Annotated in this window: 18 protein-coding genes; 6 read left to right on the forward strand and 12 right to left on the reverse strand. The window is 54.8% G+C overall.

Annotated elements, in window-relative coordinates; genetic code table 11:
• Positions 1 to 31: 31 nt before the first annotated feature.
• A complete protein-coding gene (locus tag J8E65_RS00270; RefSeq protein ID WP_210373350.1) occupies positions 32 to 3,175 on the reverse strand; it encodes a SusC/RagA family TonB-linked outer membrane protein in 3,144 nt (1,047 codons plus the stop codon).
• 285 nt (positions 3,176 to 3,460) lie between these two features.
• On the opposite strand from J8E65_RS00270, the gene J8E65_RS00275 reads away from it, so the two are divergent.
• Positions 3,461 to 4,519, forward strand: a complete 1,059-nt coding sequence (locus J8E65_RS00275; RefSeq protein WP_210373351.1) for a LacI family DNA-binding transcriptional regulator — start codon at positions 3,461 to 3,463, stop codon at positions 4,517 to 4,519.
• On the opposite strand, the gene J8E65_RS00280 is transcribed toward J8E65_RS00275, so the two are convergent.
• From J8E65_RS00280 to J8E65_RS00295, 4 genes are all read right to left on the reverse strand, one after another.
• A complete protein-coding gene (locus J8E65_RS00280; RefSeq protein WP_210373352.1) occupies positions 4,485 to 6,461 on the reverse strand; it encodes a glycoside hydrolase family 97 protein in 1,977 nt (658 codons plus the stop codon). The genes J8E65_RS00275 and J8E65_RS00280 overlap by 35 nt on opposite strands.
• 5 nt (positions 6,462 to 6,466) lie before the next feature.
• Entirely contained in the window at positions 6,467 to 8,053 is a 1,587-nt protein-coding gene (locus J8E65_RS00285) for an alpha-N-arabinofuranosidase (RefSeq protein WP_237181484.1), read from the reverse strand.
• A gap of 38 nt (positions 8,054 to 8,091) precedes the next feature.
• Positions 8,092 to 9,243, reverse strand: coding sequence for an aldose epimerase family protein (locus J8E65_RS00290; RefSeq protein WP_210373353.1), 1,152 nt, complete (start codon positions 9,241 to 9,243; stop codon positions 8,092 to 8,094).
• A gap of 173 nt (positions 9,244 to 9,416) precedes the next feature.
• Positions 9,417 to 11,411 (reverse strand): OPT family oligopeptide transporter, encoded by a 1,995-nt coding sequence (locus tag J8E65_RS00295; RefSeq protein WP_210373354.1) that lies wholly within the window; start codon positions 11,409 to 11,411, stop codon positions 9,417 to 9,419.
• Positions 11,412 to 11,554: 143 nt separating this feature from the next.
• Here J8E65_RS00295 and J8E65_RS00300 point away from each other — a divergent pair, with 143 nt between their 5' ends.
• The gene (locus tag J8E65_RS00300) at positions 11,555 to 12,238 is read left to right on the forward strand and encodes a metal-dependent hydrolase (protein ID WP_210373355.1); all 684 of its coding nucleotides are present in this window, start codon (positions 11,555 to 11,557) and stop codon (positions 12,236 to 12,238) included.
• A 97-nt stretch (positions 12,239 to 12,335) separates the two neighbouring features.
• Positions 12,336 to 13,313: a hypothetical protein gene (locus J8E65_RS00305; protein WP_237181485.1), complete on the forward strand. Its 978-nt coding sequence runs from the start codon at positions 12,336 to 12,338 to the stop codon at positions 13,311 to 13,313.
• Positions 13,314 to 13,315: 2 nt separating this feature from the next.
• On the opposite strand, the gene J8E65_RS00310 is transcribed toward J8E65_RS00305, so the two are convergent.
• The 3 genes from J8E65_RS00310 to J8E65_RS00320 form a co-directional block, all read right to left on the reverse strand.
• On the reverse strand, positions 13,316 to 15,010 hold the full coding sequence (locus tag J8E65_RS00310; protein ID WP_210373356.1) for a PP2C family protein-serine/threonine phosphatase: 1,695 nt from the start codon (positions 15,008 to 15,010) through the stop codon (positions 13,316 to 13,318).
• Entirely contained in the window at positions 15,007 to 15,513 is a 507-nt protein-coding gene (locus J8E65_RS00315; protein WP_210373357.1) for a metallophosphoesterase family protein, read from the reverse strand. The genes J8E65_RS00310 and J8E65_RS00315 overlap by 4 nt, the downstream gene beginning before the upstream one ends.
• Before the next feature lie 99 nt (positions 15,514 to 15,612).
• Positions 15,613 to 16,872: a putative sugar nucleotidyl transferase gene (locus J8E65_RS00320; protein ID WP_210373358.1), complete on the reverse strand. Its 1,260-nt coding sequence runs from the start codon at positions 16,870 to 16,872 to the stop codon at positions 15,613 to 15,615.
• A gap of 251 nt (positions 16,873 to 17,123) precedes the next feature.
• Here J8E65_RS00320 and J8E65_RS00325 point away from each other — a divergent pair, with 251 nt between their 5' ends.
• Entirely contained in the window at positions 17,124 to 18,236 is a 1,113-nt protein-coding gene (locus J8E65_RS00325; RefSeq protein WP_237181486.1) for a BamA/TamA family outer membrane protein, read from the forward strand.
• On the opposite strand, the gene dut is transcribed toward J8E65_RS00325, so the two are convergent.
• Positions 18,233 to 18,715, reverse strand: a complete 483-nt coding sequence (dut, locus tag J8E65_RS00330) for a dUTP diphosphatase (protein ID WP_210373360.1) — start codon at positions 18,713 to 18,715, stop codon at positions 18,233 to 18,235. The genes J8E65_RS00325 and dut overlap by 4 nt on opposite strands.
• Before the next feature lie 19 nt (positions 18,716 to 18,734).
• On the reverse strand, positions 18,735 to 20,255 hold the full coding sequence (locus J8E65_RS00335) for a peptide MFS transporter (RefSeq protein ID WP_210373361.1): 1,521 nt from the start codon (positions 20,253 to 20,255) through the stop codon (positions 18,735 to 18,737).
• A 192-nt stretch (positions 20,256 to 20,447) separates the two neighbouring features.
• Here J8E65_RS00335 and aspS point away from each other — a divergent pair, with 192 nt between their 5' ends.
• Positions 20,448 to 22,316 carry an aspartate--tRNA ligase gene (gene aspS / locus J8E65_RS00340; RefSeq protein WP_210373362.1) on the forward strand — a complete coding sequence of 623 codons (1,869 nt, stop codon included), beginning with the start codon at positions 20,448 to 20,450 and terminating at the stop codon, positions 22,314 to 22,316.
• Between the two features lie 7 nt (positions 22,317 to 22,323).
• On the forward strand, positions 22,324 to 22,731 hold the full coding sequence (locus J8E65_RS00345) for an inorganic diphosphatase (RefSeq protein WP_210373363.1): 408 nt from the start codon (positions 22,324 to 22,326) through the stop codon (positions 22,729 to 22,731).
• Here the strand turns inward: J8E65_RS00345 and speE are convergent.
• The gene (gene speE, locus J8E65_RS00350) at positions 22,695 to 23,621 is read right to left on the reverse strand and encodes a polyamine aminopropyltransferase (RefSeq protein WP_210373364.1); all 927 of its coding nucleotides are present in this window, start codon (positions 23,619 to 23,621) and stop codon (positions 22,695 to 22,697) included. The two genes, J8E65_RS00345 and speE, sit on opposite strands and share 37 nt — an antisense overlap.
• A gap of 99 nt (positions 23,622 to 23,720) precedes the next feature.
• The gene (gene speD, locus J8E65_RS00355) at positions 23,721 to 24,116 is read right to left on the reverse strand and encodes an adenosylmethionine decarboxylase (RefSeq protein ID WP_210373365.1); all 396 of its coding nucleotides are present in this window, start codon (positions 24,114 to 24,116) and stop codon (positions 23,721 to 23,723) included.
• Positions 24,117 to 24,417 lie beyond the last annotated feature (301 nt).

Below are 24,417 nucleotides of genomic sequence, written 5' to 3' on the forward strand. Positions count from 1 at the left end.
AACCAGCTAAGCTCTTGGTTCTCCTATCCGGCTAGAAACTAAGCTGAACCCCAGCACGGATAATCCGCGGGTGGGGCCAGGCCCCTGTATCTGTTCCTCGGCTAAAGAGGGCATCATTTTCCACCTGAGCGCCATCATCACCCAAATCAGGATCAAGCCCGCTATAGCCCGTCAGTGTAAAGAGATTCTCCGCGCTAACGTAGACGCGCAAGCTGACCATACCTAGTCGACTCGCTAAAGAAGCCGGCAGCGTATATCCTAGGGTCACATTCTGTACGCGTAAGTATGATCCATCTTCTACCCAACGATCGGAGTCTCGCCCGTTACCGTTAGGATCCAAGTAAATAACTCTTGGCATTTTAGCATCAGGATTATCTGGCCTCCAGTGATCCTTTACAGTCTCAGCAGCATTGCCATATGCCTGCTGGAAACCTGCCTCCAACATGCGTCGCGGATGGTTAAAAATCTTGTTGCCATAGGTACCTTGCGCGAGTAAGGAAAAGTCCCACTGACGATAATTCAGACGAAAGCCCCAACCGTAATAGAAATCCGGGATAGCACTACCTAGCACCGTACGGTCTTGATCGTTAATGATACCATCACCATTTAGATCTTTAAAGCGAATGTCACCCGGCGCTGTACCTGGGGTTTGGTAGGCTAACCCCCGTTCACGGCAGGTCGCGCCAGTGGCATCCCGACAGATTTCGTCTTCGCTTTGAAAAATTCCATTCGTTACCCAGCCATAAATAGCACCGATCTCCCCACCCTCCTGAGTAATGCTTGCAAATCCATAGATTGGTTCACCACCGTAGCCAAGTGAGAGCACCTTGTTATTCCAAGTGGTCAGGTTGCCCCATAGCTCATAGTTCAGTGAACCTCGTTGACCGCGATAGGTAGCTGAAAATTCCCATCCCCAATTTTTAAGAGAAGCCGCATTGACTAAGGGATTTTCTGTAGAACCAACGGAGAGAGGGATAGGCACTCGCACCAAAATACCATCGGTAGTTTTATCATAGTAGTCGACCGTCAGTTGAAGGCGGGCATCAAACAACGTGGCATCTATCCCAACATCCCACGAGGTTGTCGTCTCCCACTTCATATTGGGATTAACCAACGTCACTTGAATAGCACCCGGTGCTAAGTTGTCATTAAAGTTGTAATGAGCATAGGTATTAACAACTGCTGCTGTAGCATAATCATCAATATTCTGATTTCCCAGCCTTCCCCAACTGCCACGAATTTTCAGATCATTAATAAACGGAATGTCAAAAAAGGGCTCGTTGCTTACGCGCCATCCTGCTGAAATAGAGGGGAAAATTCCATAGCGATTATTGCGTCCGAAACGGGAAGAACCGTCCCGTCGAATAGTCGCCGAAAGCAGATAGCGATCAGCAAAATTATAATTTAAGCGTCCCAAAAAAGATTGAAGTGCATTAGCCGATTTCCAATGAAAAACAGTTTTATTAGGATTACTACCGGCTTCTAGCGTTTTGAAATTGCTATTAGCATAACCTTGAGCATTTCCCCCAGTGTGTACATAATTTCCTTTTTCCCAAGTAGCACCACCCAAAAGTGTAAAATGATGCCTACCAAATACGCGATCATAGGTTAGCGTATGTTCTAAAAGCCAATAGACATACCGCCGCTTAAAGTAATCCAAAGTTCCATTCTGTTCGGTAAAGAAATATCCCATATCAAACTGCGGCACAAAAAGATAATCTTCTGATTCTGTAACATCTACAGCTGTATTAATCTTGTAAGAAAGGCCAGAAAATAGATCAATCTGACCATATAGGTTGAGTAGTCCTCGATAAGCATCGACAGGAGACTCTATCAAATTATTAACCCCAACTACATTTAGTGAAATAGCCCTATGAATATTGGCATCAGCCCCTGCATAGCCTCCCTTACGATTAGGATCATGGATAGGCAGCGTTGGAATTGCTACTAGCGTGTTCCGGATAATGGATTCTTCATGCCTCGTTTCTTGCCGCATTGTTTTGGTATGTACTAGATAAATGGATTCACCAAAGGAAAAGCGTCCGCGGCGATGATCCGAATTAACACGTAAAGACACCCGCTCAAAAGAGGGCGCATTCCCTACCATGGTGGGCTCCTGACGCAGATAGCCCCCCGCAATGCTATAAGTGCTTACTTCACCTCCGCCTGAAACTGTAAGATTATGACTGGTCATCAAACCCGGTTTGAAGGCCGCATCCTGCCAGTCTGTATCGACGTCGTCTACATAGAAAGGTGACGAAGGATCGTTTGCCGGCGCAGGCGGCCGTCCAGCATTCGCATCCATCTCGTTCATCAGCGCCTGATATTCTTCACGCTCCAACACATCCCAGCGCTGATAAATATTGGCTGCCCCGACCGAACCCTCATATTCCACACGCAACCCACGCTGACCACGACGCGTGGTGATAATGACTACACCATTAGCAGCACGCGTACCATAGATTGCCGCTGCCGCCGCGTCCTTAAGCACTTGGACTGATTCAATATCACTGATGTTTAGGTCAATAATCCGATCAACAGGAACACCATCAACGATATATAGCGGCTCATTGCTACCAAAGGACGTAATCCCCCGAATACGCACTTCGGGCGTTTCCCCCGGCGCCCCGCTAGAGGTAACAGCTACACCAGCAAGCTGGCCTTGTAAGGCGCCCGCCAAGGTTGGGGTCGAAAGCTTCTTGAGCTCAGCTGGATCTGCTACAGCTACCGCACCCGTCAGATCTACGCGCCGTTGGGTACCGTAGCCAATCACAACCACTTCCTCTCCCCGCAACACTGTGGGCACTAGGCGTACATCCACCACACTTCGGCCGGCAATTGGCTCTTCCCGAGTTTCATAGCCCACAAACGAAAACACCAGCGTATCCTGCAACGAAGGCACAACTAGGCGGTAACGACCATCCAGATCGGTGGCCGCTCCCAACGTGGTCCCCTTCACAACCACATTCACGCCCGGCAGCGGCTCACCACTGGCCGCATCCCGCACTGTACCCGATACCTGCTGCTGCGCCCATACGTTAGCGCTTCCAAAGAACCAAAACAGCCCAACCATCCCCATACACCACCCCAACCACTTTCCTCGATAAGCTTTTGCCGTCGTCCAGACTTTTTTCATCCAGACATCCTGGGACTTCAACGTGCTTCCAGCTTTCATAGCAGCGTGTCTTTTCAATTTTATTGATTATCTAATCGTTTATTCAGTTTTTCGATATTATAATATCATTTCGCTATTTCGTCAATAGGGGATAAAAAAATACCCTACACCTCTTGAAATACCGCTTTTTTGCAATGTCTAAAAGCTAGATAAAAATCAAAAGGATTAGATTATTTCGATTTTCACATTCTAATCCTTAAACCACTGTCCAACGGCGTTCGAATCTTTTAGAGGCTTGTGCTGTTAAATCGCAGCAGTTGCTGTCTATCATGAGCCTTTTTGCCTATGCCTGCAGAGCCAACCCCCCCCAAGCGGGTCACTATCTCTGACGTAGCCCGATATGCGGGCGTCTCAAATGCTACGGTTTCGGCCGTACTCAACAACAAAAGCACGGTCAAAGACACCACCCGACGCCGCGTCCTGGAAGCCATTGAAAAGCTGAACTATCGACCCAGTGGCGCAGCCCGCCGTCGCCTACAACCGACGCTGCACCGAACCATTGGCCTGGTGGTTAAGGAAGTAGACAACCCCTACTTTGCCGATATTTTCCTAGGTGCCCGCGAAGTGGCCAGCCGGCATGGTTACACGGTGCTGATCACGAGCTCAGAAAGCGACTTTGCCTCAGAACACCGCATCGTCGACCTGCTGGCTGACAAGGACGTCGACGGCCTTATTATTAATCCCCTCCTGGAAGAACAAGCCGACTTGTCCCATCTGTTTGAGCTCAAACGCCGGCATATCCCCTTTGTACTTATTGAAAACGTACTAGGCCTGCAGGCCAACATCGTGGACGTCGACAACGTGGCAGCTTCCAAAGAAGCTACACGCTATCTTATTGAAGGTGGACACGAACGCATTATTCACTTTGCTGGCCCTCGCTACTCGCTCCACACCGAAGAACGCATCGAGGGCTTCCGCCGAGCCTTCAGCGAGTCCAACCTCATCTTTCGGGAAGACATGATTGTCTATACCGGTGCGCGGCTGCGCGATGGCTACGAAAAAGGCCTGGAATACTTCCAGCAACACCACAATAACCTTCCTACGGCCGTTACCTGCTATAACGACCTGGTAGCCATTGGCCTCATGCGCGCCCTGCACTACCTGGGCATTAAGGTTCCCGATCAGGTCTCCATTATTGGCTACGACGATATCGCCATCGCCGAATACTTGCCTATTCCGCTGACAACGGTCCGCATGCCCAAAATCGAAATGGGAGCCAAAGCAGCCGAACTCTTAATCCGCCAAATCGAAGGTGCCAATGGTCGCGGTGGCCCGGATACCGTCGAACGCATCATCTTGCCGGCACAGCTTATCGTTCGGGCCTCAACTCGTCTGCTAAAGTAACCTGAGGCTCCCAAACAATCACAAAACCCCCATGTGGCGGCAGCGTAAGGCGCTGTACCCTTTCGTAGCGCAAGGGGACGTGGAGCAACAAGTCGCGCTGCGGCGCATCGATAAAGAGCGCTCCCGTAGGACTTCCTTCCAGAAAAGGTAACGTAAACTCCAGCACCTTTTCCTGCGCTTCGCCATTGATTCCAGCGACGTACCAGCGCCCGTTTGCATCCTTTCGGGCCAGGATGACAAACTTCCCAGGCCAACCTGCCACAAAGCGGGTTTCCTCCCAGGCTACCGGTACGGTACGTAAAAAGCGCTGTACAGCTTCGGGCACGTGGGCCATGCCTTCCGGCGTTTCTACAAAGTGCTGCACGCCCGAAGTAAACAAAACTGTGAGGGCAAGCTGAAATCCTTGCCTTGTCTGACGCAGAATTCCTGGAATACTAGAAAGGCTTAGCGGCGTGTAGTCCATCGGATCAAACACGTTCCGCGTGAAGGGTAGCATGGCTGCATGATTGGCCTCGCGATCGGCATCGGCTTGCGTAAAGGTGACAAATTCAAAGCCCCGCACAGCCTCCATCGTCATAAGGTGCGGATATGTACGTGCCCATCCGCGCGGCAACGTGCAGCCGTGAAAGTTTACCATCAAACGATAAGCAGCAGCGTCCTGTAAGATTTCATGGTAATAGCGAATCATTGAGCGTCCGTCACCACCAAAAAAATCTACTTTAACACCGCGAATGCCCATAGCTGCAAGTCGCGCAAACTCGCGTTGCCGGTCTTCCCGGGTAAGCAGGCGGCTTTTGGGCCGATACGTTGTGGTGTTCCAGTCGCCCGAAGCATTATACCACAGCCACAGTCCTACACCCTGCGTAGCGGCATACCGCGCCAGCTCCGCCAGCCGGTCGTACCCGATCGTTGAGTCCCAATTAACATCGATCAGCGTGTATTCCCAGCCCATCTTGGCTGCATAGTCAATAAAGCGATGCTGCACTTCGTAGGTAATAGAACTGTCTTTAAGGAGCCCCCAGCTCCAAGAAGCGCGGCCTGGGCGAACGAACGTTGTGTCTAGGGCTATGGCTGGGGCGGCTAGGTCAGTCCCCAGCGTCGACTCCACCAATGTTTTAAGATCACCTACCACAAGCACTCTCCAAGGAGTCTGCCAAGGCAGCGGACTCCGGGGCAAATATCCCTGTCCGGGGATCGCCTCTCGGGCATCTGGATAGCCAATTTGATAGGCGCCACCGGGCGCCTCAGCGCGCAGCCGTGCACCGCAAAACGTGCTGTCCACATCGGCTTCGGTAAGGAGCACCCAATGGGCACCTACCCGAAACAAGGCCGGAAACACCCATCCCGCACCCGTAGGCGAAGGCGTCCCAACCGGGATATCCTGCAGGTAGTATTCCTCGTAGGAAGGATTCGTCTGGCGCCAGCCGCTTTTCGGCTCAGCTAGGGGCTGGAGCCAAGCCCGCGCACTGTCGGGAAAATCAAAAGTCGTTAGCTCTTCAAGGATTTCTCGGGGGGCTGCATCGCGCTCTGGAAAGCGATAGCGAAAGGCCACGCCATCGTTCGAAACCCGAAAGCAAAGCTCAATCTGCTGCCCCATAGCATTTCGGAAACGGTACGTACGCTCATGAGCTACATAACGGTTAACGCGACGCTTGCCTACCCGCAAAGTATAGCGTTCCTCTATGGGCACGATCGGACTGACCGTCTCCAGTTGCAAGTTTTGGCGAAAGTCACCGTCCGAACGCAGCAGTCCCAACCGAGAAGGTTCAAGCACCGGTTGGCCATCCCGGAAAATCTGGTAGTACACTACGCCTTCGACGACCGCGACCCGAACTTCCAGACGGCCATCCGGACTCTTTATACCCTCCTCTGCTGGGCGGCAGGCTGCGATCCATCCTAGACAAAGCCACCCAAGGAGCAACCTGTAGGCCCAGGGTCCCATACCCGTCAATTCGGGTAAAACGTCAGTGCCACGACCGACTTGGCAGGCAGGCGCAGCTCATATACCCCATTACCGAGCTGTCGGTATCCGGTAAACGCGGTGGGCTGCACCCGGTTAGGCGCCTCAAACGTATTGTGCGCGTCCATAGCGTCGGCTGTAAGCACACGCCCGACAACCCGTGCTGGACGTGCCCCTTCAAGGCGACAATGAACCACCCGCTCCTGGTGGGGATCTAGATTGGCAATGGTCAGATGCACAGCCCCTTCAGCATTGCGCGAAGCCGAGGCATTTAAGGCTGGAATGGCTTCGTTACCGTAGCGGTATTCGCCAGCCTCTAAGGCAATAGGTACTAAGGTGGCATCCTGATGCTCCTTGTACAGGTCAAACACGTGGTAGGTGGGCGTTCGCACGATCGTGTCTTCGCCTTCGCGCGTTAGGATAAGGGCCTGCAGCACGTTGATGGTCTGGGCCAAGTTGGCCATCTTAACGCGATCGGCGTGATGGTTAAAAATGTTTAACGAAACAGCTGCTACAAGCGCATCGCGCAGCGTGTTTTGCTGTACCAGAAAGGCAGGATTCGATCCGGGCTCTGGTGCATGCCACATGCCCCATTCGTCCACAACCAGACCTACGCGTTTCTCTGGATCGTAGCGGTCCATGACCGCCTTGTGCCCGCGCAAAACGTTGTCCAAAAACAGCCCTTTCTTCAACCCCTGAAACCATCCCCACTCATCAAAACCGACTGCTGGTTCTTTGTCGTTCCAATTGCCCGTTTTTGAAATCCAGGTGTAATAATGCACGGAGATGCCCTGCATCAGCCAGGGATAGCGCCGAAAAACGTGGCGCATGAGCACGCTCGTCCAGGTAGTATCGGCATCAGCAGGGCCAGCAGCAACCTTGTATAGCTGATTACCGCTGTAATTAAACAAATAGGTGGCAAAGCGGCGGTAAAGGTCAGCATAGTGCTCTGGGTCCATATGGCCACCACACCCCCAGCTTTCGTTGCCTACACCCCAGAAAGGCACGCGCCAGGGCTTTTCGCGGCCGTTTTGCTTGCGCAGGCGCGCCATAGGGCCATCCTCGGCCGTCAGATACTCCACCCATTCGGCCATTTCACGGGGCGTGCCGCTACCTACGTTTCCGGCAATGTAAGGCTCGGCACCCAAGGCCTCTATGAGTTCCATAAATTCATGCGTGCCAAAGCTGTTGTCCTCCACAACCTGCCCCCAGAAAGCATTAAGGATCGGGGGACGCTGCTCCCGAGGCCCAATTCCATCTTTCCAGTGATACAGGTCGGCAAAACAACCCCCAGGCCAACGCAAGTTTGGAATGCGAATGTGCCGAAGGGCTTCAATAATATCTTGGCGCAGGTGCCAGCGACCTTGAGCATCCCGCTGCCAAAAACCCCCATAAATGCCATAGCCCAAGTGCTCTATAAAATGGCCGTAAATATGCCGGCTAATCTGCACCTGCCCTTGATCCGCATAGATCACCAACTGGTGCGTTGGGAGCGCTTCCTGAGCGCGCAATACCGCATGCGGAGATAGCCCGAGGCAAAGTAATACCCCTACAAGTAAGCGTGTACGCATCATGGTCACGAGCGAAAGGTTATCAGGGGTTAGTCCAAACTTTATTGGAGCACGCTAAAAGCGTAAACTGTCCGCGAGCGGTACGTCTCACCTGGGCGCAGCACCGGTGAGGGAAAATGGGTTTTGTTGGGGGAGTCTGGAAAATGCTGCGTCTCCAGGCAAAAACCCGTGCGAAGAGCGTAGACCCTCCCCCCTTTGCCCTGAAGCGAGCCGTCGAGAAAGTTGCCACTGTAGAACTGCAGACCTGGCTCCGTGGTGTAGACCGTCATTACCCGTCCCGTAGTAGGTTCGTAAACGCGAGCAGCGAGCTCCAACGTGCCCCGCTCTCGGCGCTGCAGCACGAAGTTGTGGTCGTATCCCCGACCACGCTGCAGCTGCACATCGGCAGCATGAATGCGGGCGCCAATGCGCTGCGCCTGTCGGAAATCGAAGGGAGTGCCTGCAACCGAAAGAATCTCTCCTGTAGGGATGAGCCGCTCGTCTACTGGGGTAAAGAAGTCGGCAAAGATTTGCAGCTCATGATTCAAAATGTCTCCTTGACCCGCCAAATTAAAATAGGCATGCTGCGTTAGGTTAACAATTGTAGGCTTGTCGGTCGTCGCCTCATAGTCGATCACCAACGCATTGGTATCCGTTAGCGTATAGGTAACCGCTACATGCAGCGTGCCTGGATAGCCTTCTTCCCCGTCAGGGCTCACGTAGGTGAAACGCACGCCAGATTCCGTCCCATTTGAAAACGGCTCGGCCTGCCAGAGCACCTTATCAAAGCCTTTGATTCCCCCATGCAAGTGATTGGGACCATCGTTGGCCGCCAGCTCATAGGTGGTGCCCTCCAGAACAAAACGCGCTCCACCAATGCGGTTAGCATAGCGACCTACGACAGCACCCATATAGGGATGCGGCTGCAAATAGCCCGATAGGCTATCAAAGCCCAACACCACATCGCCTAAAATGCCGGCCCGATCCGGAACGCGAAGCGCACGGATAATTGCACCGTAGTTTATCACTTCGACTTCCATACCAGCCGCATTCCGGAGCTGAAAAAGCTCTACCATGCGGCCATCGGGCAACTGCCCAAACGTTGAGCGACTAACCGATAATGCCGTTGTTTCCACAGACGAAGAGGTTTCGTGTGAAGGGGCGTGACAACCTAACAACCACCCCCCTAAGCATATCCATACCCAGTTTTTCATGGTACCCCTATGGAAAATTGATGCAAAAACGAGGCTCCTTACCTACGCGCTCACAATTTTTCACAAGACCCTCACGCAGACAATTTCAATTTATAAATCGAATCGTTTCGCAGAAAATAGTATCTATTCAAGTTCAAGTCAAGCCAACCTTGCCTAAGCAAAGGAAAGTGCGCTTACGCGCGGGCAACCCGGTAGAGCCATAGCGCCACGCCCAGAAAAGCCAGCACCCCCAACGCTTGGCTCATGGGTGCAAATTCTTCAGGGACCAAACGCAGCACTTCAGTACTCTGCGCCAAGGCAAACGGCACAGCCAGTAGAATGCCCATAAGCGCCTCCCCCGTGATTAGTCCTGAAGCAAACAGCACACCACGTGAGGATTCTGCGCCGCTGCGTGCCTTCCCTGCCATATAGGCCACCCATCCCCCCACAAAAATCGGTACAGAAAGCTCCAAGGGCAGGTAAATGCCCACAGCCACAGCCAACACAGGCATCCGAAAGCTACTCCCTCGTGCCTTCAGCCATTGGTCAGCCGCAATGATCGCTACGGCCAGCGTTGCACCTAACCCAATGATGGTCCAATCCAGGCTCCGATTAAAGACACCCTGGGCTACCGACTGCATTAGGCTAGCCTGCGGTGCGGCCAGCATTTGCCCGGGATCCATGTTAGGACGGGGCAAGACGCCCCCCAGGCCATAAGCGTTAAACAGCAGCTCCAGCACAGGGGCCACCACAAGGGCACCTGTAAGCGTACCCACGATCTGCATAATCTGCTGCTTATAGGGCGTAGCGCCTACGAGATAGCCCGTCTTGAGGTCCTGCATATTGTCACCTGCAATAGCAGCAGCACAGCAAACCACCGCACCAATCAAAATGGTCGTGGCTGCTGCAGTCACTGCACGTGAGGCATCGATACGTACGCCAAAGCCCTGTCCCAAAAGCAGCAAAAGCAGCAACGCAGCCGTCAAAATGGTCGCAATCGTCACCCCCGAAATTGGATTATTGGAGGAGCCGACCAACCCTGCCATGTAAGCAGCCACTGACGAAAATAGAAAACCAGCTATCAGCGCAAACAAAACAGCAAAAACGATTGTCATCCCATAAGCACCCCCGAAAAGCCCTAAACTCGGGGCATCAATGACGTGTAGAAAAACAACACTCAAAGGTAGGATCAAGACCAGCGTGCCGATGAGCACAAAAGGGATAGGCGTATCGCGCTCGGTACGCGGCACAGCGGTTTGTTGCCCTTGGCCTACAGCCCGAAATGCTTGCCAGGAAGCGCGCACGCCGTCGCGAAGCGGTTTTAACAGCGACAGTAAAGCCCAGATGCCCCCAACCGCCATCGCACCTACCCCCAGATAGCGAATCTTGCTGCTCCAAACCTGCAGTGCGGCCTCATAGCCCACAACGCCTTGAGGCAGCCCCTGCAGGGCGGTGTACAGCGGAATGCCGAAAAGCCAAGCTACCAAGCCGCCAGCAAACACCAACGTGGCAATGCGTAAACCAACAATGTACCCTACAGCCAAAAGCGCTACGCCAAGCTCACTGCCAAAACCAAATAAAGCGCGACCCACCTGTACGGCGGCGTCGACCGTGCCAGCGAACACCCGAAAGCCCGTCTGTAAAAGCTTGACTAACCCACCCACAACAGCAGCTAGGGCAATGTCGCGCACGCCGCGACCGCCTTGGCCACCAACGATAAGCACTTCCGCTGTGGCAATCCCTTCCGGAAAACGCAACCCTCCTTCTACAATGAGGGCACGACGCAGCGGAATCGTGAACAGCACGCCCAGAACGCCTCCAGTAGCCGCCACAGCCAGCGTATCCAAGTACGGAAAGCCTTGCCAATAGCCCAGCAAAATGAGCGCTGGTAGCGTAAAAATGACACCAGCTGCGATAGCCTCTCCCGCCGAAGCTGCCGTCTGGACGATGTTGTTCTCGAGAATATTCGCGCGCCGAAATAGCCGGAACACGCCCATTGAAATCACAGCTGCTGGGATAGAAGCCGAAACGGTCATGCCCACCTTCAGCCCCAGATAGGCATTCGCCGCAGCCAGCACAGCAGCCAACACAACGCCCAGTATCAGGGCCTTAAGTGTAATCTCTGGGAGTGAGCGCTCGGGAGCAACGTAGGGTCCAGAAGAGGATGGTGGCATCGCCGCTGGTTCCATAGCCGGATCGCTTTGTAAAAATCTAGCGACAAAAATACGTAGCAGTGCTTTAAACCCCCAAACGGCAGCCCTACTGGCAAAAAAGGCCTCAGGCATGTTTATTTAATTAGGAGATTTTTGTGCAACCTAAACCCGAATCGGCCATGAAGCTCACCTATTTTGGTCATTCTGCATTTCAGATCGAGACGAATGGCACAACGCTGCTGTTCGACCCCTTTATCACTGGCAATCCTCACACGCAAGGTATTGTAACGGCCGCGCAGCTACGGCCCGACGTGATTCTGCTCACCCATGCTCATGGCGACCACTGGGGCGATGCGTTGGAAATTGCACGTCGCACCAACGCGCTGCTTGTTGCAAACTTTGAAATTACCCAGTATGCCCAAAAGCACGGGCACCGCAATGTGCACCCTATGAACACCGGGGGTTCCTGGCAATTCCCGTGGGGACGCGTTACGCAGACCTATGCACGCCACTCTTCTTCTTTTCCTGATGGTACCTACGGCGGCAATCCAAACGGGTACATTCTGGAGCTTGAAGGGAAAGTGATCTACGACCTGGGAGACACGTGCCCCTTTGCCGAAATGGCCTGGTATGGCGAAGACTACGCGATCGATGTGGCCCTCATGCCGGTAGGCGACCTGTTTACGATGGGAACCGAAGGGGCCGTCCGCGCCGCCAAAATGCTCAAGCCCAAGCTAATCATTCCTATTCATTATAACACGTTCCCGCCCATTCAGATCGACATCGAACAGTGCCGGCAGCGACTTGAACAGGAAGGTTTTACGATGCGGGTGCTTAAACCTGGAGAAAGCCTAGTGATATAACCAAAGAGAAGGGGTGGATTTTTTTGCCAATTTTTTTAAATTAGGGGTAAGGGTTGCTTTCTAGTTACCTTACGCCCTCCACCACCCCTCGCCCCCTATGCATCGCCTTAAACTTCAAGCACTGGTCCGTTGGCCTCGCCTAGGCGGTGTGTGCTTGCTCCTTGGCGCAGGGCTCACGGCAACGGCAACTGCCCAGCATCCAACCCGTACAAGCGACGCCCTTTACCAAGGAGAAAGCGCCCGGCGCGTATTTTTTGATGGTTATGCGGTGAGCACAGAGCTGTACTGTTGCGCCCGCGCCCTCAACCCTGAAGGCGGGCCAACCAGTAGTGGACTATTTGGACTGCCAATTGGCCTGCGCTTTCATCTGACCTATGCGCTCAGTGATGTGCTGGACATTGGCACTGTGCTCAATGCTAGCAGCGGCACCAGCGGAGGCACCATGTCGCTCGACTGGATTCTCCTCAAGTATTACCAGACAGCCGACGAAGGCAGCTACGCTATTCGTCTGGCTGTTGACCCTTCGCTGGACGGCTCACTCGGTTTCCCCCAAATTGATTTGGCCCTACTTACGTCTTCGCTCCTCTCACCGGTCGTGGCGGCTACGTATGCCCTTGGCCTGCGCCGCGTGCGGGCGGGGTATGAACGCTGGACCCCGCTGCAGGCCGAAGAACCTACCGAAGTGCCTCTGATTACCGAACCTCTACCGCGTTTTGAAATTACCTATTTGCGTGCTTTTGGATGGGAGCTGCACCTGATGATGCAATATGCGCTACTGCTTAATCCTGCGCGAAGCAACGTATTTGTCGGCATGACAGGTAGCGCGCGCCACTACACGCTGATGGAATCGGACCGCGAAACCCGTGAAGTCCGGGCTGGCAAGCGCAGCGACGAAGCACCCGTTGGAGAAAGCACCTACAGTGGTGGTATCTTGTGGATGCGTGGTGGGGTTGAATATAACCGCCCTTCCTATCAGCTCTCGCCCTTTGTGGGTTTGCCTTTGCTGTTTTGGTCTTCAGAAACAGACGAATCTTCACCGCGCTTGCTGGCCGGGCTGCGCTTGACGCTGCGCTAACTTCAGAGGGGCACAATCTTCAACACAAGCAAGGTGAAATCGTCCTCATATCCAGCCTCACGGCCTGTAAACGCCTCAACCGCCTGGCGTACGGCCTCCACAATGGCCTGAGCCGAGGCATTGCGGTGTGTCTCGAGACACGCGAGCAGGCGTTTTTCCCCAAAGAGCTCTTCTTTAGCATTGGCCACTTCCGTAACCCCATCGGTGTAGAGCACGAGCACGTCACCCGGCGTAAGCGAAAGCTGTTCGGCTTCATAGTGTGCCTGCGGGAATACCCCCAGCAACAATCCTCCATGGGTAAGGGAAAGTACTTCCCCAGAGGCCCGCAGCAGTAATGGAGGATTATGGCCAGCATTGACGTACACAAGCTGGCGCGTTGTGGGCTCATATCGTGCCTGAAAAAAAGTAATAAAGCGATCTGCCTCGGTATTTTCGCAAACAACGCGATTGATGTGCACCGTGCTGGTTTCAAGCGACAGCGCTAGGGGTACGGCCATATGCAGACATGCCTGCAAGTTTGCCATCAGCAAAGCGGCAGGGAGCCCTTTGCCCGTTACATCGGCAATCGCCAAGCGTAGGCTGCCTCCAGGCTCCTGGAGCACATCATAGTAATCGCCGCCTACCTGCTGGCTTGTCCGTGCGCAGGCAGCCAATTCTACGCCGGGCACCTGAGGCAGCTGGCGGGGGAGCAAACGCTGCTGAATTTGACGGGCCAGTTGCATTTCGCGCTCTAGGCGGCGCTTTTCGACTTGCACTTCAACAAGCAACGTATTTCGAATAGCCGTGGCCGCTAGCGTGCCCAAAGCATACAGAAATTCTACTTCCTCTGGACCGTAAGGGAGGTTATTCATGCGGCGCCCAAGGCCTAGAATGGCTTGCGTTTCACCTTGCTGGCGAATTGGCAGGATAAGATAAAGCTGCAAAGCCCGCAGCCAATCCCATACGGGTGGTGCATCCTCCAAGAGCAAGGGGTGTTCCAATCGCGCTAAGTGTTCGATTTGCTCTGACCGCAGCGTTGTAGGCAACCCCCGTGCAGCCAGCACCTGAAATGAAGAAGGCCGTTCCGTTCCTTCCAGCCGAATGAGCAGCACGTAGCGATTGACCAAAAGCTGTCCCATGAGCGCTAGCGAAAGCAAATGCGCTAGCTGTTCGCGGTCGATCGTAGCATTGAATTCCTGGGCCAGCTCAAAGAGCGTATTGAGCTGCTGCAAACGCAGGTCTAGGTCACGGTTTGCCTGCTGCAGCTCTTCGATCAGCAAGGCATTGTGCAAGGCGGCGGCCGAAAGCGTGGCTAACGCTTGAATGAACTCCAATTCCCGCTTGGAAAAGCCTTCGCCCGTAGCCTTGCGCCCCAGCGAGAGAAGCCCCAACAGACGGTGACGAAACATCAAAGGGACAACTAGGCACAGGCTGCGTTGCCTGAGCACTTCAGGCACTTCGGCCTCAAGCAGCAAGCGGTCAGCGACGGGTTGTGGCAGCGTAAGCTCTTCACCAGGTGCCATACCTACTGGACCACGCACATCGGCTACGCGAAAACGCTGCACCAGCGGCTCCCAAAGCAAAACAACACCCCGAGTAACAAGCAATTTGCTCAGCGCGGAAAGCAGCAAGGTGCGCACAATGGCGTTGCGGTCGCCTGAAGTGCTCAGCAGCCGGCTGGCTTCGTAAAGCGCCCGCAGGTCGAAGCGATCGGTCATGTCCCAAACTTCTCTTCATCCAGATGAACCACCTCGGCCTTCAGCGCACGGCCTTCGGCCACGTACAGTCGCACGCAGGTTTTGATGCGATGGGGACCCTCACGCCCAGCTGCACCCGGATTGATGTACAACATGCCGCCTAGCGAAGGCACGCGCTCGATCTGCAAAATATGACTGTGACCACAGATGAATACGTCCGGCCGATCCTTACGCAGCTTAGGACCAACCCCACGCGCCCAACGCCCTGGATGCCCCCCTATATGGGTCATCCAAAAGCGCAACCCTTCAAGGGTGAGGTCGACCTGCTCGGGCAACCGCCGCCGCAGCTCAGGACTATCAATATTGCCATACACTGCCTGTACGGGCGCAATCTCCTTCAGGCGCTCTAGGATCTCAAGCCCACCTACATCCCCTGCATGCAGAATAAGATGGGCACCGCGCAAAACTTCAGGTAGCGCTGGATGGAAAAAACCATGCGTATCCGATAAAATGCCAAGAAGCATCACTGCTTTGATAGCTATCCTGATGACCTCAGGAGCTTAAAGCCCAAAAGTGCAAGCTTGCGTCCATCCCTTTCGGCACAAAGAAAGCAACGAGCCGCCTCAAGTTTTATCGGCATGAATCGCCTCGAAGACAGCTGTTAAGGCCAAGCGTTCCGCTTCGTCAAGCCTGTGCTGCCGACGGGCCATTACAGCCTCGGCCACGCGTAGCGCTTTTTCTAGCCGAAACGGCACATACCCTTCGCTGGGTGAGCCCCAGGAAAACGAAGGTACATAGCGTGCATGGAATCCTGGACCATAAAGATTGCAACTCACCCCTACAACCGTTCCTGTGTTGAACGTAGTGCCAATGCTTGTTTTGGTGTGATCTCCAATAAACACGCCTAAAAATTGGCGTCCTGAGGACTCAAACATGCCTAGCGCCTCATTGTAGAGGGTCACAGGACCGTAATCGTTGCGCAGGTTGGAGGCCGTTGTCCCCGCACCCAAGTTACACCAGCGACCGATATAGGCATGGCCCAGAAAGCCGTCATGGGCCTTGTTTGAGTAACTATGCACAATGCTTGTGTGCACCTCGCCCCCCAGCTTTACATAAGGCCCTACCACGCAGTTGCGCAGATGGGCACCAACGCGAACCTCAGCTCCCTCACCGATGGCGACCGGTCCTACGACCACAGCCCCTTCCGATACGATAGCCCCAGGGCCCACATAAATGGGTCCATCTGTAGCGTTTAAAATCGCTCCTGCCCGCACTACAGCACCGCGCTTTAGCGCAATTTGCGAACGTTCGACCAGCACTGCGCCAGGCTGGATGGTAACTCCTACTTCGGTCTGGCCTAAGGCAGTCCATGTAGCTTGATCACCGGCAAACTCCCGTTCCATCCAATCAATCAAATGCCAAAGCCGGCCAATGAAGCGCACGCCTTCAACGCGTTCTTCAGGCCCATCGTCAAGCCACTGCCGCGAAAGCAGGGCTGCCGGCAACGCACGTTTCAGTCCTTCAGGAAACCATGCAGCCACAACCGCATCGCCTTGCACAAACACGCGGGATGGCTCTCGATCGGCAGCTGCCCGTCGAATTCGCTCTAGTACTTCATTGGACTCAGCCACCACCCTTCCATTCCAAAGGAGCAGCCCCTTTTCTATATTGTTCGGGTTGACCGGAAAGTGGTAAAGGCGTGCTGCCACAGGGGCCACCGACGCGCGCGCATGTAAGCAAACCGCGGGGGCTTGCAGCAGTCTTAGCGTCCGCTCCAGTAGCGTTGGTAGTCCTAAACGTAAATCGTAGACAGGCCGGGTGTGAATCAATGGCGCCAAGTGCGCTACACCCTCATCTTCAAACACACAGATGCTCCAAGACATAATCAGAAGTCATTTTCTAGCAAGATAAGTATTCTCCTGCAACACGTGTAACTTTTGTTTAGCCCTTACGTAGCCTAAGCGCGGTTAACCCCTCTAACCTTCCGTAACAGGTCATGGCGCTTTTACTGATCTTAGGGCTACTTTTTACAACGCAGATCGACTCCACACAAGAAGAAACCTTGCCAAGCTCCTCCCCGCACCAAGCAACGTGCGACGCATTTTGGCCACTTGAGTGCCGAAAGCCTCGGTCAATGGCTGCGCTTGCAGGGGAATTTCCCCATCGCTGGCCGTTCCGGGAGTTAGCCTTGTACCACGCGCTGCCACCAGCGCGCTACAACCGCGTTGAAGGCTTGGTGTTCGGGTTAGCCACCAAGCCCCTAGAGTGGACCGAGTTCGACCGCGTACGCCTGTTGGGCCAGTTAAGCTATGCCTTTGCCCTGCGCCGGTGGCGCTACGAAATCGGTGGCGAAACCATACTAGATCCAGCCCATAACCCTGAATACGCCCTGAAGTTAGGTGGAGGATATTTTCGCAACACCGTAACCGAAGACCTCTGGAAAACTTCTCCTGTCGAGAATACCCTGGCCGCTTTCTTCTTTGGCCATGACTTCTATCATCTCTATTATGAAGTCGAAGGCTGGCAACTTTATGCGGTGCAGCGGCTTACACGCTACAGCCAGCTCGGTGTAGGCTTTCGTGCTGAAGCGCATCGTGCGTTGAGCCGACAAACGCGCTGGTCCCTGTTCAAACGCGAAGCCTTTCTGCCCAATCTGCCTGCTGAGGAAGGCCGCGAGCATGCGCTCTTACTCAGCCTTGATGCTGGTCGCGTTGTCAACTACAGGGCACTTCCATCGGGATGGGCTGTGCGCTTGTTGGCAGAATGGGGTCGTGGGCTGGGTGGCGATTTGCGCTTTGTGCGCTACCTTGGAGACGCCCGCCTCTATTTGTTTACTGGACACTACAGTCGGCTAAATCTACGCCTGCGGGGCATGTGGACCAGCGACAATGCACCCTTGCAAAAGCATGTGACGCTAGGGGGTATTGGTTCAGTGCGTGGCTATGCGCAAAATGCTTTTAGCGGTACCCGCATGGTATTGGGCAACGTGGAATGGACAATGCAGGGCGTCTCGCTGATCCCTGGCAGGGTGATTGACGACGTGGTGTTTCTGGCCTTTGCGGATGTAGGCTGGGTGAATGCCTTTGGCCACAACGCCTTTCGCATGCGTGACCTGCTGCCTTCGGCGGGTATCGGCCTAGGGTTCGATCATGGACGCAGCATGCGGCTAGAACTGGCTTGGCCCCTGCGCGATATGGGTCAGGGCTACCGCCCTTCGCTGTGGGTTCGGATCAGCCCGGCCTTTTAGGCGCGCCCTGTTGATCCAAATCCCCCGCTGCCCCGCTCGGTATCGTCCAGCGCAGCGCGCTCTTCCCAGGCGACCCGTGCATGGCGGGCCACCACCAGCTGCGCGATGCGCTCACCGCGGCGAATCACAAACGGCTCTGGTCCGAGATTAATCAACAGCACCTTGACCTCACCCCGATAGTCCGCATCAATAGTGCCTGGACTATTGAGTACCGTAACGCCATGCCGTGCAGCTAGGCCACTGCGCGGACGCACCTGAGCCTCGTAGCCAGGGGGCAGCGCCAGCACCAATCCGGTAGGAATCAACGCCCAACGCCCAGGCTCCAGAACATAGGGAGCCTCTTCCGGAATAGCTGCCCGCAGATCCATTCCGGCACTGTAAGGCGTGGCATAGGCCGGCAGCTCCAGGCCTTGGGCATGCGGCAGGCGCTGCACAGGAATCACCAAGCAATCGGCGTCAAACAAAGTATGGGATTCCATCCTATTTCGATAAACGTGATCAATCCACCTGACCCATCAGGCGTCGGACGGCTGGGCTCGCCAGCAACGCGACAAGCCCGGCACCACCCGTAATCAACGCAACGCTCTGGAAAAGCGCCGCTGGTGCCAACGTCTCAAGCCGCCCTGCAATCAGTCCCGCAAACAGATTCCCTAAAGCCGCTGCGATAAACCAAACCCCCATCATCTGTCCTACCCGGCCTCGTGGAGCCAGCTTCGTGACCGAAGACAGCCCCACTGGCGACAGGCACAGCTCACCACAGGTATGCAGAAAATACGTTACAACCAACCACATTGGCGAGACGGGGCTTTCGGGTGTGGCGTGCGCTGCACCCCAGGAAAGGACAAAAAACCCGGCAGCTAATCCTAGAAGGCCTAAAGCGAATTTTACAGGAATCGAAGGATTGGCTTGTCGCTGCGCAAGCCAAGTCCAAAGCCAGCCAAAAATCGGAGCAAAAAGGATAATGAACAAGGGATTGATGTTCTGCAACATGCTGGCCGGCATTTCCCAGTCGCCCAGTTGCCGGTTGGTGAGATCTCGAGCAAATAAGTTCAACGAAGAGCCAGCCTGTTCAAAACCGGACCAGAAAAGCGCGGCCAACACAAAAAGCCAGAGAATAACGCCCAAGCGGCGTTTTTCCAGCGCGGTGTGCCCCCCAAAGAAAAAGATGTACGCAAAAAACAGCAGCGTAACTACCACAACAATCACCCCCAGGCTTTGCGCCAGGGTCTCCAGCGCTATTGGGAAGTGGCCGGTTGCAATCAAGTAGCCCACCACTACAATGAGCGCGGCCATTACTGCAGCGCCAGTGTAAAAGCGACGTGCACGTCGTGCCAGCACCGCGGCATCTTCACCTGGCTCAGGCCGAAAAAGCCCAGCTTCCCCTAGGTATTTTTCCCCGAGCTTGTAGGAAATCAGTCCAGCCACCATACCCACGCCCGCTAGCGAAAAGCCTAGATGCCAATTATAGCCTTCGCCCAGCAGTCCGCATAGCGTCGGCCCAAGCACAGCGCCAATATTAATGCCCATGTAGAAAATGGAAAAGCCGGCATCTCGCCGCGCACCGCCCTCTGGGTAGAGCTCCCCGACGATGGTGCTTACGTTCGGTTTGAGCAGCCCTGTTCCGATCACGATGAAAAACAAGCCGAGGAAAAACGTCGGCTCGGCAGGAATCGCCATCGTAAAATGGCCCATTGCGATGATCACACCGCCGACAAAAACAGCCCGGCGCTGGCCCCAAAGCTTGTCGGCCAACCATCCACCAGGCAGCGAAAGTACGTAGACGAAAAACGTGTATAGCCCATAGATGGCTGCGGCCTTGCCGACATCGTATCCCAGACCAGGATTAGCAGCGGTCGTGGCTGTAGTCATAAACAACACTAACAGCGCCCGCATGCCATAGTAGCTGAAGCGCTCCCAGAGCTCCGTAAAAAACAGCGTAGCCAACCCTCGGGGATGCCCAAAGAATCCGCGCTCATAGGTCGCAGCTGCAGCCTGCATCTTTTGCGCTGAGGCACACATCGCAATACATCAGGTTTTGTCCTTGACGAGAACGTCTAAGCTTAGCAATTCTTTTGGACGAAAGAAACATGTGCTGGCGCTGGAACCGAGCCTTTGCTCTTTTTTAGAAGGTATTCGCTGTGAAGACGGTCTAGGGCGCCGTATATTCGCCCGGCGGTTTCATTTTCTCCAACGAGTGATCTAAAAGTTCGCATGAGCACCCCGCATGTCCAAGAAAATTCTGCGCTAGAACACGACACGCATGGACCGCGCACGCACACCTGCGGCGACTTGCGCGCTGAGCATGTAGGCCAAGAAGTGGTGCTAAAAGGCTGGGTCGATACCCGACGCGACTTAGGCGGTGTAATCTTTATCGACTTGCGCGATCGCTACGGGCTGACGCAGCTGGTCTTTTCCCCCCAGGACAGCATAAGCGCCTACCAGAAAGCCGAACGTCTGCGTAGCGAATATGTGATTTCGGTGCGCGGCATTGTGCAAAAGCGCACACCGGAAACCGTCAATCCTAAGTTGGCCACTGGCGAAGTTGAGGTGCGCGTGCGCGACTTGGTCGTGCTAAACACATCGGAACCCCTGCCTTTCCCGATCTCAGCCCACGAAGAAAAGCGCACGGCTGCAAGCGAAGACGTGCGGCTTAAGTATCGCTACCTAGACCTGCGGCGCCCAGAGTTGCAACGTAACCTGCTGCTGCGCCACCGGGTCTATCAGGTTACGCGGCGCTACTTCGATGCCCATGGTTTTGTTGAGGTGGAAACACCAGTCTTGATGAAGTCAACGCCCGAAGGCGCGCGCGACTTTTTGGTACCCAGCCGCTTGCATCCTGGAAAGTTCTACGCCCTACCTCAGTCGCCGCAGACGTACAAACAAATCCTAATGGTAGCGGGTTTGGACCGCTACTTCCAGATCGTCAAGTGTTTCCGTGATGAAGACCTGCGGGCAGATCGCCAGCCGGAGTTTACGCAAATCGACGTCGAGATGACGTTTCCCACCGAAGCGCAAATTTTCGAGCTTATTGAAGGGCTTATTCAGGCCATCTGGCAGGAAATCAAGGGCATAACCCTGCCGCGCCCCTTCCCGCGCATGCGCTATGATGAAGCGCTGCGCCGTTTTGGCTCTGATAAACCGGATACGCGCTTTGGCCTGGAGCTCCAGGAACTGGGCTCCGTGTTTCAAGGATCTGGCTTTCGGGTGTTTGAAAGCGTCCTGGAGCAGGGCGGAACGGTCGTGGCGCTGGTCGTGCCCGGCATGGGCGATCAAGGGCGTGCCTACATGGACCGACTGGACAAAGAGGTGGTACGGAAGCAAATTGGCGCCAGCGGTTTGGTCTACTTTAAGCTCCCAAGCGATGGGGGTCCGGTCTACAGCTCGGTCAAAGAGCACGTGCTTCGGCCAGAGGTGGTGCAACACGCCCTGACCGTCCTCCAGGCCCAGGCGGGAGATTTGGTCTTGCTGCTGGCCGGTCCTAAGCCCCAGGTCTATCTGCAAGCCGGAGCGTTGCGCCTTCATATAGCACGCGAGCAGAATCTGATTCCCCCGACGGGCGAAGGGCCTTGGCACTTCCTATGGGTTACGGATTTCCCGTTGTTGGAATGGGATGAGGAAACCCAACGTTACTACGCTATGCATCATCCCTTCACCTCGCCCCATCCCGATGACCTGGACAGGCTGGAAGTCGACCCCGGTAGCGTGCGTGCCCGTGCCTACGACTTGGTGCTCAACGGCAATGAAATCGGCGGAGGGTCAATCCGTATTCACCGCCAGGATGTCCAGCGCCGTATGTTTCGCCTACTGGGAATCGACGATGCAGAAGCCGAGCGGCGTTTTGGTTTTCTCCTTACGGCTTTTCGCTACGGCGCGCCACCGCACGGAGGCATTGCGCTGGGTCTGGACCGCATCGTCATGCTACTGGCCGGGGCCGGATCCCTTCGCGACGTCATTGCTTTCCCCAAAACGCAGCGAGCCCAGGAGTTGATGTCGAACACACCCGACGAAGTCTCGCCCGAACAGCTGGAAGAGCTGCACATTCGCGTTGTCCTGCCCGAAACGGCCTCCCCACGCCCTTAGGCGGGCCATGACCTACAGCGCGCCATTTTTGGCCCTCTTTGCCCAGCATTTCCGCTGGGCCGACTGGGAAGCCTTGATCCAGCAACAGGGATGGACCATCGACCGTCCCTACCGCAGCCGTCATCCACTGTTTCCAGAAATCATCTATCCCATCGACTATGGCTTTATCCACGGCACCCAGAGTAGCGATGGACAGCCGATAGACGTGTTTATCGGCCATGGGAATCAAGGACTGGTAGGCGCCATCCTAACGATCGATCGCCGCCAGAGCAAACGCGAAGTCAAGCTGCTCTACAACTGCACCCCGGAAGAGATCTACCTGGTCAACGGCTTTATTAATTTCAACCGTCAGCTCTTGGAAGGTTTCTTGGTCTTGCGCTACCCGATGGTGTCGCTTTGGGCATTGTCCTCTTGAAACGGTGGCGCCGCTACTTCAAAAAGGCGTTGCACAAAACTGGGCAAAGCAAAAGCTGCGCGGTGCAGCGTTGCATTGTAATAGCGGAGCTGCTCGGCAAATGGGGCAAGCCGGTCAACCGCTCGCTTAAAATCAAAATGTTCGACAGGATGCAGCCGTTTGCTGGCTAGCGTAAACGACCAGAGCCCCATAGGATAGGTCGGAATATGAGCTAAATACATGTACACGCGACCAAAAATGCGGCCTAGCATAGCATAAGCAGCTTGAATAGAGCGCTGAAACGTAGGATCAAAAGGCGACTCGCTTTGCGTAACCAGAATGCCGTCGGCTGTCAAAATCCGCGCGCAATCGCGATAGAACGCCTCGCCAAACAAACCCTCGGCAAAATCCACAGGATCGGTCGCATCAACGATAATGAGGTCATAGCTGGCCGCTTGGGCCTGTTGCACAAAGGCTACACCGTCGGCTACATGGATGCGCGCTCGGGGGTCATCGAAGGCCACACTAAGCGCTGGAAAAAACGCGCGCGAAGCCTCAATGACGACCTCGTCAATTTCAACCAGGTCGACCTGCTCGACGGTCGCGTGGCGCAATACTTCCCGTAGCGTACCCCCATCGCCTCCCCCTACGATCAACACCCGACGGGGATGCGGCAAAAGACACAGTGCCGGATGGGCAATCATTTCATGGTAAACAAATTCATCACGCTCGGTCAGCATCACCAAACCATCGAGCGTCAGCAGGCGACCAAAGGCATCGGTCTCCAAGACCTGCACGCGTTGATAAGCACTCTGACGATCAAACAGGACGCGTTCAACCCCAAAGGTGATGCCTGTGCGTTGTTGCCAAAATTCGGTGTATTGCAACTGATGTTGTTTGGGTGAGGCCATAGGCAATGCTGAAAGCTAAGACGGAAAAAGCGGCGTGCCACTCCCTTCCACGGAGCGGGCCACGCCGCCTACCCACAAAGCAAACTCATGCGGTTTGTTTTAAGCTGCAACCACTTCTTCGACCACAGGCTTGTGCGGCACGCGCTCTGGAAAGAGCCCGCGTTTAAGCTCCATACTCGACACATTCCGTGCCCTGAACCGCTCTTCCAAGTAGCGCTGGATGACCCAAGGGTCAATGGTTTCGCCGCAAGTAAAAATGTCCACAGCGGCATAGCCGTGCTCGGGCCAGGTATGGATCGCTACATGCGACTCGGCAATAACCACAACGCCGCTGACGCCGTGAGGACTGAAGGAGTGAAACGTGTCGGTGATGACGGTAGCACGGGACCGCCGGACACCTTCGATGAGAATTTCACGGATTAACGCTTCATTGTTGAGCACCTCCCGGTCGCAGTTGTAAAACTCGACCAAGATCTGCCTTCCGAGTGCTTGCATTGGCTACCCTCCTTTTGGTTTGCACCCCCCGTCTGCCACAAACGGGGAAACATTGTATGGTTCACAAACAATGCCTCCTGAAGGAGGCACCCCATACAACCGCAGTCCTGGTGAGCGAAGGGTAGGAGGACGCCGGAAGACGCTAAGTTACGCTACATGTCACGTCCTCTTTAGCTTACACACTCACCAGCCGCTAGCGCATCACGGTCCAGTCCTGCCTCCAACAGGACCTGCCGTGAAAAAACGCATTCAAAGAACGCGGGCTTTGCGGTTCAGGATCGCACCTGGTGGCAACAGGCCC

Origin of the sequence: Rhodothermus bifroesti (assembly GCF_017908595.1) — a bacterium.
In the GTDB taxonomy this organism is placed as follows: domain Bacteria; phylum Bacteroidota; class Rhodothermia; order Rhodothermales; family Rhodothermaceae; genus Rhodothermus; species Rhodothermus bifroesti.